Origin of the sequence: Paenibacillus turicensis, assembly GCF_017873435.1 — a bacterium.
Taxonomy (GTDB): Bacteria; Bacillota; Bacilli; order Paenibacillales; family Paenibacillaceae; genus Fontibacillus; species Fontibacillus turicensis.
Genome location: NZ_JAGGKG010000018.1, coordinates 1 through 12,141, shown reverse-complemented (window position 1 = coordinate 12,141; position 12,141 = coordinate 1). Strand labels below are relative to the sequence as shown.

The 12,141-nt window shown below is 38.8% G+C and carries 11 protein-coding genes; 10 read left to right on the top strand and 1 reads right to left on the bottom strand.

Annotation, left to right across the window (positions count from 1 at the left end; translation table 11 throughout):
- The first annotated feature begins 70 nt into the window (after positions 1–70).
- The 9 genes from J2Z32_RS16615 to J2Z32_RS16575 all read left to right on the top strand — a co-directional run bounded on the left by J2Z32_RS16615 (position 71) and on the right by J2Z32_RS16575 (position 11,085).
- On the top strand, positions 71–952 hold the full coding sequence (locus J2Z32_RS16615; RefSeq protein ID WP_210090309.1) for an SDR family oxidoreductase: 882 nt from the start codon (positions 71–73) through the stop codon (positions 950–952).
- A 380-nt stretch (positions 953–1,332) separates the two neighbouring features.
- Positions 1,333–3,147, top strand: a complete 1,815-nt coding sequence (gene pnpS, locus J2Z32_RS16610) for a two-component system histidine kinase PnpS (protein ID WP_210090308.1) — start codon at positions 1,333–1,335, stop codon at positions 3,145–3,147.
- 139 nt (positions 3,148–3,286) lie between these two features.
- Positions 3,287–4,018, top strand: a complete 732-nt coding sequence (locus tag J2Z32_RS16605; protein ID WP_210090307.1) for a response regulator transcription factor — start codon at positions 3,287–3,289, stop codon at positions 4,016–4,018.
- Positions 4,019–4,406: 388 nt separating this feature from the next.
- On the top strand, positions 4,407–5,168 hold the full coding sequence (gene pstB, locus J2Z32_RS16600; RefSeq protein WP_210090306.1) for a phosphate ABC transporter ATP-binding protein PstB: 762 nt from the start codon (positions 4,407–4,409) through the stop codon (positions 5,166–5,168).
- Between the two features lie 20 nt (positions 5,169–5,188).
- A complete protein-coding gene (gene phoU, locus J2Z32_RS16595; protein ID WP_210090305.1) occupies positions 5,189–5,848 on the top strand; it encodes a phosphate signaling complex protein PhoU in 660 nt (219 codons plus the stop codon).
- 296 nt (positions 5,849–6,144) lie between these two features.
- Complete coding sequence (gene polA, locus J2Z32_RS16590) at positions 6,145–8,808, top strand: DNA polymerase I (RefSeq protein ID WP_210090304.1); 2,664 nt, start codon at positions 6,145–6,147, stop codon at positions 8,806–8,808.
- A gap of 257 nt (positions 8,809–9,065) precedes the next feature.
- Positions 9,066–9,920, top strand: coding sequence for a DNA-formamidopyrimidine glycosylase (gene mutM / locus J2Z32_RS16585; protein ID WP_210090303.1), 855 nt, complete (start codon positions 9,066–9,068; stop codon positions 9,918–9,920).
- Positions 9,917–10,525, top strand: a complete 609-nt coding sequence (coaE, locus tag J2Z32_RS16580; RefSeq protein WP_210090302.1) for a dephospho-CoA kinase — start codon at positions 9,917–9,919, stop codon at positions 10,523–10,525. Before mutM ends, coaE begins: the two co-directional genes overlap by 4 nt.
- Positions 10,522–11,085, top strand: coding sequence for a lytic transglycosylase domain-containing protein (locus tag J2Z32_RS16575; RefSeq protein ID WP_210090301.1), 564 nt, complete (start codon positions 10,522–10,524; stop codon positions 11,083–11,085). The genes coaE and J2Z32_RS16575 overlap by 4 nt, the downstream gene beginning before the upstream one ends.
- A 61-nt stretch (positions 11,086–11,146) precedes the next feature.
- On the opposite strand, the gene J2Z32_RS16570 is transcribed toward J2Z32_RS16575, so the two are convergent.
- Positions 11,147–11,371 carry an alpha/beta-type small acid-soluble spore protein gene (locus J2Z32_RS16570; RefSeq protein ID WP_210090300.1) on the bottom strand — a complete coding sequence of 75 codons (225 nt, stop codon included), beginning with the start codon at positions 11,369–11,371 and terminating at the stop codon, positions 11,147–11,149.
- A 156-nt stretch (positions 11,372–11,527) separates the two neighbouring features.
- On the opposite strand from J2Z32_RS16570, the gene nrdR reads away from it, so the two are divergent.
- Positions 11,528–11,998, top strand: a complete 471-nt coding sequence (nrdR, locus tag J2Z32_RS16565) for a transcriptional regulator NrdR (protein ID WP_210090299.1) — start codon at positions 11,528–11,530, stop codon at positions 11,996–11,998.
- The last annotated feature ends 143 nt before the right edge of the window (positions 11,999–12,141 follow it).

Here is a 12,141-nt window from a genome sequence, read left to right as displayed (position 1 = left end):
ATTACAACAAATTCCTATATTCGGTACACCATTGCATTGTGTGTACGCATTCAAGAAAGGAGTATCATCCATGCCATCACAAGGACAATCTTCATCACAAAATAAACAAACCTTGCCTCCACAGCAACAAAGTAAACAACCTGGTAGTGAGGAACAAATGAATCCTGCACCTCAATTTGAGCGTTTTCCTAACCCACAGGGGAGATTAGCAGGCAAAGTAGCTCTAATTACAGGTGGTGATAGCGGTATTGGTCGTGCGGTATCTGTGGCTTATGCTAAGGAAGGTGCAGATGTGGCGATTGTATATTTAAATGAACATGAAGACGCAAACAAGACAAAGGAACAGGTAGAGCAGGAAGGACGCAAATGTATCTTAATTGCAGGTGATATTGGGGATGAAGCATTTGCAGGACAAGCTGTTTCTCGCACGGTACAAGAGCTAGGCGGGCTTGATATATTGGTAAACAATGCGGCTGAACAACATCCACAGCAGGATATAACGGGTATTACAGCCCAGCAGCTAGAAAAAACATTTAAAACTAACGTTTTTTCAATGTTTTATTTAGTGAAAGCTGCTATCCCACATTTGAAAAAGGGTAGCTCTATTATTAACACAGCTTCGGTTACAGCTTATCGTGGTAATCCATTACTGATTGATTACTCCGCTACCAAAGGAGCGATTGTTAGCTTCACTAGAGCGTTGTCGATGAATATTGTTGGCAATACAGGTATTCGTGTGAATGCAGTTGCCCCAGGTCCGATTTGGACGCCACTAATTCCTGCTTCCTTTGACGCACAGCAAGTCAGTACATTTGGTGGGGATACCCCAATGAAACGTCCAGGGCAACCAGAGGAGGTTGCACCTGCTTATGTCTTTTTAGCGTCTGACGACTCCTCCTATATGAGTGGACAAGTGCTGCATGTGAATGGTGGAGAAGTTGTAAACGGGTAATAAAAAAATAGTGCTTGATCACAAGAGACATTTTTAGCTCTCTCCAATCAAGCACTATAAAATTGAACATAGAGTCCATAACCTTCACAATGATCAAGCTCATCTTTTTTGTATAAACATGTTTTAGTATATTTACATAATTAGAGTGTTTAAGGAATGGTGGCTCAACTTTAATAGCGGTTGAAACCACTCTCTGCTACGTAGCCCCCCACTCCAAAGATTGTCAAGCACTGATTATTTAATGTTGAGCCTAAAAAAGTTAAGTTGACACACTTGACACTACGTTAATATAGCTATGATACTATTTACATTATTGTAGATGTTTATATGCACATGTTTTTGGCATGTCTATTCACGATAGAAAGGTGTAAATGTGAATCATGAGAACGTTCCGAACGAATTTAACGTTAATTATTATGGCGTTGATTGGCTTGTCAATGCTGGCTTCTGGACTCATTTTGGCACAAATCTTTAAAAATTCTCACATTGAAGCGTTAGAACTGAACATGGGTCGTGAAATAAAGCTACTCGAAACTACCTTTGATTTTCGTCCTGCTGATGGCTCCCCTCAGGTTACTGAATACTATACGTCTAAAGCAAAGGAGCTAGAAAAATTAATTGATTCTAGAGTCACCTTTATTGGATTAAATGGTGTAGTCATTGGTGATTCAGAAATGGATGCGGCACGTATGGATAATCATTTAAGCCGGAAGGAAATCATTTCAGCCAAAAATGGAAAAATCGGCAGTGCGATTCGCTTTAGCGATACGATTGGTGAAGATATGTTGTATGTCGCCGATTACGTGAAATCTAGCAATGGATTTGAGGGATACATTCGGCTGTCGATGAGCTTATCTAATGTAAGTGAAGGCCTAAATAAAGGCTGGATGCTTATGATAGGTGGATTGATAGTGTTATTTCTTGCAGCAGCTATCGTCAGCTATCGGATTGCCTCAAGCCTAACGAAACCGTTAGAGCACATTACAAAAGTAGCGAATGATATTTCTAAATTAGATTATGACGCACGTGTAAAGCTTACAAGAACTGATGAAATTGGACAGCTTGGGCTTGCCATTAACGGAATGGCAGATAGCTTGCAGCAGCAGTTAAAGCGGATCCGTGAAAATGAGCATTTATTACAAAGTGTCCTTGCTAACATGACAGGTGGCATTTTAATGATTGACCCGCAAAATCGCGTCGTCTTAATTAATGCTGAGGCGCAACAAATTTTAAAGATGAAGGAGCATCAATTGTTAGGTAAGCCTTATCAAGCGATTAAGCGAAATTATGAGTTTACGAAATTTATAGAGGCAGGGCTAGAAAGCAAGGAACGATTACAGGAGGAGCGCCATGTATATGATCCAGAGGATCGTATATTACATTTTGATGGTGTACCGATGTATGAAGGAAATGAAAGTAATGGGGATGTCCGTATGTTTAAGGGCATGTTATTTTTGCTGCAGGATGTCACTGATATACGTCGATTGGAAGTCATGCGTAGTGAATTCGTTGCAAATGTATCTCATGAGCTTAAGACGCCAATTGCTGCGGTTAAAGGTTTTGCAGAAACATTACTTACAGGTGGTGTTCAGGACGAGGAGACCGCACGCTCCTTCCTTAAAATTATTTATGATGAAGGGGATCGCTTAAACCGTCTTATTGGAGATATTCTTGATTTATCCAAAATTGAATCTAGACGTGTAATGTTAGAATATGAGCCTGTCCATGTTAAGGATTTATTTGATCGTATTTTTGAGGTTTTACATTCCTCTGCTTCTAAAAAATCGATTAGCATGCAGCATAGCATTGCGGATTATATTTTCATTGAGGGGGATGAAGATCGTTTAAGGCAAATATTTATGAACGTGCTCTCCAATGCAATTAGTTATACGCCAGAAGGTGGACGGGTACGTGTTGAAGCTAAAATTAATCATGAAAATGAGGAAAATGAACGGATTATTATTACTGTAAGTGATACAGGTATTGGTATTCCTAAAAAAGATCTCCCTCGCATATTTGAGCGGTTTTATCGTGTGGATAAGGCAAGATCAAGAAGCTCAGGTGGAACGGGGCTAGGGTTGTCCATCGTGAAGCATCTAGTTGAATTACATCATGGAACAATTACAGTAGAGAGCAAGGTTGGAGAAGGCTCCTCCTTTATTTTAGATTTACCTGTGATGCATAATTTGGATTAAAGAGATGTAATCTAGCTGTAATTTCATTTCAAAATGTTATTCACATTTTACATGGCGTTAACATTTTCATGATATGCTGTGCAAAGAAAGCTTTTTGTTAGCTACTATAAGTAGCTACTATTGTGAAGGAGGCGCATTCATGCAACGACTGTTAGTGATTGAAGATGAACCAACATTATCTCGGTTATTATCATACAACTTAAAGACAGAAGGTTATGATGTTACGGTTGAAGAGGATGGACAAGCGGGTTGTGATACAGCGATTAAGGAGCAATTTGATCTCATTCTATTAGATTTGATGCTTCCCAGTATGAATGGGTTTGAGGTGATGTCTAAAATACGGCAGGAAGGTGTAAAAACACCTATCATTATTCTGACAGCCAAAACGGCGGAAGAGGAAGTTGTTCAAGGCTTAAAGTCTGGTGCAGATGATTATATTACGAAGCCATTTGGAGTTGCTGAGCTGTTAGCAAGAGTAAGTGCAGTTTTACGTAGAGTATCGGGTGCTCCAATAGAAGAACCCGTAATGCAAGAAGAGAATGCTTCTAACATTACGTTAGGTGAGCTAAAAATTTACCCTGAAAAATATGAGGTAACGCTAAGTGGGGAACAGATCACGCTTCGCCCTAAAGAGTTTGAGGTATTGCTATATCTTGCCCGCAAGCCAGGGGTAGTGATGACACGAGATGATTTGATGAATGCTGTTTGGGGGTTTGATTACATTGGTGGTCAACGAACAGTGGATGTCCATGTCAGCTCCCTACGTAAAAAACTAGAGCTTGATCCTGGGTCTGTGCATATCGATTCCATTCGTGGCGTAGGTTATAAGTTAGTCATAAATAAAAAGAAAACATCCACCATTCAGGTCTAGCAATGATGGATGTTTTTTTACATAGTTTTTACATTCATCATCACTTGCATTAACATACGTTAGCTACACTAGATAAGAAGTGATGACTAATTTATAAATCTAGAATTTATATAAATGGGTTAACCAATAGTATTTGACAATAAACATACTCAGCGAAGCGGCAGGGAGATGGTGGAAAAGCGATAGCGTTACAATCTTTCTGCAAGAAAGATGCTTCGGAAGCGTAATCACTTTAAGGTTACAATTTCAACAATTTAACACATATTATAAAAGAAAATGGGACCTTAACAGCGGTTGAAGCCACTCTCTGCACCGTAGCTTCTTACTTCATTCATTGTCAATTACTAATGCAAACTAAATAACAGATAAATTATAGAAGGGGAATCATATGCAGACTCAACCCTTAATTCATGTGAAAGACTTAAACTTATATTATGATCAATTTCATGCGCTAAAAAATATAAGCCTAGAAATCCCCGAGAAAACGATCACGGCGTTCATTGGTCCATCTGGATGTGGTAAATCAACCTTACTCCGTTCTCTGAATCGAATGAATGACATGATCGCAGGCACTCGGATTGTAGGCTCGGTTCAGATCCAAGGCAAAGAAATATATAGTGAGGATGTAGATGTAGAACAGCTCCGTAAGCAAGTAGGGATGGTATTTCAGCAGCCTAATCCTTTTCCGAAAACGATTTATGATAATGTCGCTTATGGACCAAGACTTCATGGCATTAAACGTAAGGAGGAGCTTGATCAAATTGTAGAGCGTAGCTTACGTCAAGCCGCATTGTGGGATGAAGTGAAGGACTTCCTGAAAAAATCGGCACTTGGCTTGTCAGGAGGACAACAGCAGCGACTTTGTATCGCTAGAGCGATTGCAGTTGAACCTCAAATTTTATTAATGGATGAAGCCACCTCTGCGCTTGACCCTATCTCAACCCTTCGTATTGAAGAGTTGGTGCAAGAATTAAAAGCAAGTTATACGATCGTGATGGTGACGCATAATATGCATCAAGCAGCACGTGTATCTGGGAAAACGGTTTTCTTTTTAAATGGTGAAATTGTGGAAGCTAACGACACTGAGGTATTATTTGCAACACCTTTTGATTCTCGTACAGAAGACTATATTTCCGGACGTTTCGGTTAATGACAGGAGGATTATGATTCATGATTCAAAGAAGAGATTTTGACCACAGCTTAGAGGAATTACGACAGCTGCTTCGGCAAATGGGAGAACATGTTGAGCGTGCTGTAGAGGATGCTGTTTCTGCTTTGCAAAGTATGGATATTGAAAAGGCTAAAAATGTCGTTGTAAATGATATTATGCTAAATAAAATGGAAGAGCAAATTATGGAAATGGGCTCTAAGCTCATTGTTACACAGCAGCCAGTAGCCAAAGATTTGCGCAGAATCATCGTTGCCTTTAAAATTTCTAGTGATCTAGAGCGGATGGGTGATTTAGCTGTAGACATTGCAAAGGTAACAATGCGTCTGGAAGGACAAAAGCTAATAAAACCTTTGATCGATATTCCAAAAATGCAGCAATATGTCAATTTAATGATTCGTGAATCCCTTCAATCCTATTTAGATGAAAATACAGATTTAGCTTATAAAATGGCGCAAGATGATGATGAGGTAGATCGTCTGTATAGCCAGATGATTCGTGAATTATATACGTTTATGATCGATAATCCAACAACATTGCAGCAATCGATGTCACTGACACTGGTAGGTAGATATATTGAGCGAATCGCGGATCATGCCACTAATATTGGTGAGAGCGCAGTCTATTTAGTGACAGGACATCGACCGGACTTGAATCAATAACAAAATAAACAGGTACAGTAAGGAATTAACGCTAAAACGCTAGGCTTACTTGGCTTGTGATAAAGAGATAAAAAGCACAGAGGAATTTATTATCCCCTGTGTTTTTATTTGCGCTTATTATTTTATATATTCAGTTTACACCTTCTGAGCAGTAATTTCATCACCTTCACACTTCTTTAACAGGATAGATTGTTAAATTGAGCCTGAATTAACGGTGTTTAACCTTTTTGTTATAGGGAAGGCTTGTGTTAGAATGGAAGAAGTGAATTTGTAGTTTTATGGAGAGTAGGTGCAATATGAGTAAATTAATTCTTATAGATGGAAATAGCATTATTTATCGCGCTTTTTTTGCCATGCCGCCTTTAAATAATAGTAGTGGACTACACACCAATGCGGTTTATGGATTTACAAATATGTTTTTACGCTTAATACAGGAAGAAAAACCTAGTCATATCCTCGTTGCATTTGATGCTGGGAAGCAAACGTTCCGTCACGAGACTTACCAAGAATATAAAGGTGGACGCGATAAAACTCCGAGTGAGCTGTCAGAGCAATTCCCTTTGCTAAAACAATTACTTGAAAGCTTTGGTGTATCATGGTTTGAGCTAGCAGGATATGAAGCAGATGATATTATCGGCACATTAAGTAAGCAAGGTGAAGAGGAAGGTTTTGAAGTGCTTGTAGTTACAGGGGACAAGGACTTATTGCAGGTTGTATCGGATCGTGTTAGTGTTGCGCTTACGCGTAAAGGGATTAGTGAGGTTGATAAATATGATCCTGAACAGTTAAATGAAAAATATGGACTTAAGCCATTACAAATCATTGATTTAAAAGGGCTGATGGGCGACGCCTCAGATAATATCCCCGGAATTCCAGGTGTGGGAGAAAAAACAGCATTAAAGCTACTACATCAATTTGGATCAGTTGAAGGTGTGTTAGCTAACATAGAAGAATTAAAAGGTAAAATGAAAGAGAAGATTGAAACGCATGCGGATGATGCTGTCATGAGCAAGCAGCTTGCAACAATTTATCGTGAAGTACCTGTTGAGCAAAAATGGGACAACTTAGTTTATGAGGGTGTCAATAAAAGTACAGCTGTACCGATGCTCCAGAAGTTAGAATTTAAATCTATTTTGGAAAGAATGGCTCCGTTGTTTAAAGACGACGGTGGAGCCCATGAAATTGAAAATGTAGATATGGATGTAGAGGTAGTTATCGTAAATGAAGACACCATCGATCAGCTATTGACAAGCTTATCCCAAATTAAGATGATGTATGTTGAATCACATGGGGATAACCCTCATCGTGCCGATTTAATTGGACTTGTGCTTGCGACAAATGAGGTAAACTATTATATTTCTCGGGCAATGTTAAAAAATGAGGTTAGCAAACCAGTACTTGAATGGCTCGGTGATGAGGATATTCCGAAATATGGATTTGATTTACATCGGGCAAATTTAGTCCTTCATTGGGAAGGAATTAAGCTCGCTGGAGAAAAACATGATGTGCAATTAGCTGCATACCTGCTTGATCCAACTGAATCTAATTATCAGAGTCCAGGTGCGCTCGCAGTGAAATATAATTTGCCATATGTTGCATCAGATGACGATGTATATGGAAAAGGTGCAAAATTTAAAGTGCCAGATGAAGCTGTGTTAAGTCAGCATTTGGCGCGTAAAGCAGTCACCTTGCTTAATATGGTTCCTCTACAGCGTGAAGAGCTTGAAAAAAATGAAATGACGGCTTTATTTGAGGAAATGGAAATGCCGTTATCGATCATTTTAGCAAATATGGAGAAGCAAGGGATTGCGGTTAATCAGCAGGATTTACAGACATTAGGTCAAGAATTCGAAGCTCAAATTAAACATGTGATCTTTAAAATATATGAAATTGCTGGAATGGAGTTTAATTTAAACTCACCAAAGCAATTAGGAGAGGTATTGTTTGATAAGTTAGGGTTACCAGTCATTAAAAAAACAAAAACAGGTTATTCCACAGATGCCGAGGTTTTAGAGAAGCTGGCGCCTTATCATGAGATTATGAAATATATTTTGGATTATCGACAGCTTGCAAAGCTACAATCCACTTATGTTGAAGGTTTAATGAAGGAAATATCTCCAATTACAGGTAAGGTACACACTTATTATCGTCAGACGATTGCTGCTACGGGACGTTTGAGTAGCCAATTCCCTAATTTGCAAAACATTCCAATTCGGATGGAGGAAGGACGGAAAATTCGTAAAGTTTTTGTTCCTTCTAAAAAAGAGTGGAGCATTGTTGCTGCTGACTATTCTCAGATTGAGTTACGTGTGTTGGCACATATTTCTGGTGATGCTGGCTTACAGGAAGCCTTTTTGCACGATATGGACATTCATACAAAAACAGCAATGGATGTGTTTGGCGTTACCGCTGAGCAAGTCGATAGCAATATGCGCCGTTCTGCTAAGGCGGTTAACTTTGGGATCGTATATGGCATTAGTGATTATGGATTGTCTCAAAATTTAAATATTACCCGTAAGGAAGCGGCAAGGTTTATAGACCAGTATTTTGATGCTTTTGAAGGGGTACGTAAGTATATGGATGATATCGTACGTGAAGCGAAGCAAAACGGTTACGTTAAGACGTTGCTAGAGCGTCGTCGTTATTTACCGGATATTAATGCTTCTAACTTTAATTTACGTTCTTTTGCAGAACGAACTGCGATGAACACGCCGATTCAAGGAACCGCTGCTGATATTATTAAATTAGCGATGGTTTTAATGGATAAAGAATTAAAGGAACGTAAACTTCAAAGTGTTATGTTACTTCAGGTACACGATGAGCTTGTATTTGAAGTTCCGCCAGAGGAGTTAGAGCTAATGAAGAGCCTAGTACCTGAAACGATGGAAAAGGCGATTGAGTTATCGGTACCTTTAAAAGCAGAAGTGAGTAGTGGTTCCAACTGGTATGAGGCAAAGTAATGCCAGTTATTAGGATCTATAAAAAATCAATACTTGTCAACGACTGTAGGATAGTAGCTACGATACAGAGAGTTCTTACGATCGTTGTTAAAACCAGATTCTTTTGATTGAATTATAGTAACAATATGGTTTTAAATACGAGCGCTATCGCTTCTCCAGAATCTCTCTGTCTCTTCGCTAAGCTGGCATCTTGACAAGTATTGATTGTAAAATCGAGCCTAAAGCAAAAAATTAAATTAAAAAATGAGGTGAGAGAGATGCCGGAATTGCCAGAGGTAGAAACGGTTCGCAGAACGTTAAGCGAGCTTATCGTAGGAAAGCGCATCAAGTCAGTGACTGTATCGCTCCCACGTATAATACAAAAACCTACAGATTATAAACAATTTGAGCTTGAATTGATGGATCGGCATATTGTGGAAATTGGCCGTCGCGGAAAGTTTTTGCGCATTGTGATGAATGATTTAGTGTTAGTTTCTCATTTACGAATGGAAGGCAGATATGGTTTGTATCACAGCGATGAGCCTGTGGAGAAGCATACTCATGTCATTTTCCATTTCGATGATGGGACAGAGTTAAGATATAAGGATGTACGACAGTTTGGTACGATGCATTTATTTGCTCCAGGTGAAGAATTTACAATAAATCCTCTTAAAAAGCTTGGTGTTGAACCACTTGACCCTACATTTACTTTAGACGTTTTCAAGCAATTAACTACAGGCAAGCAGACCAAAATCAAGCCATTTTTGCTGAATCAGTCATATATCGTGGGGCTTGGCAATATTTATGTGGATGAAGCCTTGTTTCGCGCAGGCATACATCCTGAGCAAATCACAGGCAAGCTAGAAAATGACCAGTTACAACGATTGTTTGAAGCAATTGTGAGTACACTAAATGAGGCAGTGAATGCGGGCGGTTCCTCGATAAAATCTTATGTCAATGGACAAGGAGAGATGGGCATGTTCCAGCATCTTCTTAAGATTTATGGGCGAAAGGACGAGCCTTGTATCCACTGTGGAGCTCCAGTACAAAAAACAGTGGTTGGGGGACGTGGTACACATTATTGTGCTCAGTGTCAAGCTGCCCCGATGGTTGGATTAGGGGAAGCTCAATGAGGAACCTCAGAAATATTGGATTAACGGGCGGGATTGCTACAGGGAAAAGTACGGTATCTAAGATATTGTCAGATCGTGGTGCGATTATTATTGATGCAGATCTCATTGCGAGAGAATTGATGCAACCAGGACATGCTGTGCTACAGCAGGTTGTCGAAGCTTTTGGTCAAGACATCCTACTTAATAATGGCGAATTGGATCGTAAGAAATTAGGAAGTGTTGTTTTTGGTAAAGCGGAGGCAAGGGAGAAGCTAAATCAAATTACTCATCCTGCGATCCGCAATGAAATAAAGGATAGACAAGCTTTATATCTAGTACAACATCCAGATCGGCTTATTGTAAGCGACATTCCATTATTGTATGAGCTTCAAATGGAGAAAATGTTTGATGCCGTGATGGTTGTTTATGTACCAAAACAAATTCAAGCTCAAAGATTGATGGATCGAGATGGACTTTCACGAAATGAAGCTGAGAAGCGTTTAGCAGCTCAGATGGATATTGAGATTAAAAAAGAGAGGGCGGATATTTTGATTGATAATAGCTTAGGTGTAGCACACTTAGAGACTCAAATAGACCGTTTTTGGCAGGAACAGGTTTTATTATGAGATGGTTTCAAAGGAAAAGAACTTTCTTACTGCTTTTTTTATCTTTTTTAGTTCTTCTTTTTTTTAGTTCAAAATGGTTAACTTTATTTTATCCAATTTATTATAAAGACGAAATACGTCAACATGCTCAAACTCATGGAATTAATCCATTATTGGTAGCCGCTATTATTAAAGTCGAATCAGATTTTAAACCAGGCTCTGAATCGCATAAAGGTGCGTTAGGGGTCATGCAAATTATGCCGGAAACAGCAAAATGGATTATGGAAAAAGCGGAGTTTAAAAACGTCCCCCTCAACAAAGTTAAAAATGAAATTGATGAAAACATAAAAATGGGAACCTGGTATCTTGAATTTTTATCTCAAAAATTTGATGGTAATGAAATTGCAATCATTGCAGCATATAATGCAGGACCTACTAATGTGATGAATTGGATTAAAAAAGGAACATGGGATGGGACGCTGGAATCAAGTAAAAATATCCCCTTTGGAGAAACAAGACATTATGTTCAACGTGTATCTCATTATTACAAGCAATATTGTGATATTTATAAGGAGCTGTAATCTGTGTATAATAAGAAGAAAGCACTTGAGAAAATTCTCCAGTGCTTTCTAGATAATCATTTTAGAATTGACCAGCTTGTCCTGCTAAGTGTTGTTCAGCTAGGGTTACTAATCTTTTAGTGATGTAACCACCAATAGAACCGTTTTCGTAAGAAGTCAAGTTACCAGCATATCCGTCTTTAGGGAAATTAATGCCTAGCTCTTGAGCAACTTCGTATTTCATTTGCTCCAATGCTCCAGAAGCTTGTTTAACTACTAAGTTGTTAGAAGAATTATTTTGGCTCATGTATGTTCACCTCCTTGCGGTTGGTAAAAGTATTATGTGCCAAGAATGCAAACTTCATTACGTTTTTTTAGAGTTATTTATTGGTAAATAAAAGGATGAATATTTTTTGGGAAATTCGCCAGTGATTTCGTGGACGATATAGAGAGGAGTGTGCATATGAAATGTCCCTATTGTGATTATTTCGGTACGAAGGTTTTAGATTCTAGACCCTCTAATGATAATCGATCGATTCGTCGCAGACGAGAGTGTGAGCAATGTAGTCGAAGATTCACAACCTTTGAGATGGTAGAAGAAATTCCGCTGATCGTTGTAAAGAAGGATGGAAGTCGACAAGAATTTAGTCGTGAAAAGTTGTTGCGTGGATTAATTCGAGCTTGTGAGAAGCGTCCTGTATCAATGGAGCAGCTTGAGGAAATCTCTTCTCAGACAGAGCTTTCACTGAGGCAAAACGGAAGTACTGAGGTTGAAAGTAAAGATATTGGTGAGTTAGTAATGGAGCAACTATACCCTGTTGATGAAATTGCTTTTGTACGATTTGCTTCTGTTTATCGTAGATTTACGGATATCAACATGTTTATGCAGGAGCTTGAGCGGTTAGCTTCCAAAAATTCAAACGCCAAAAACTAAGGTTAAGTCATAAGCTTAAAACTAAAAAAGCAGTATTTAAGACACATTCTGAACTGCACCCTGTCAAGTAGACAGTCTAAAAAACAAAAAAACGTTATGATTGTATCCCCTCTGTTTCTAAACTCTGAGGGGATAATTTTTTA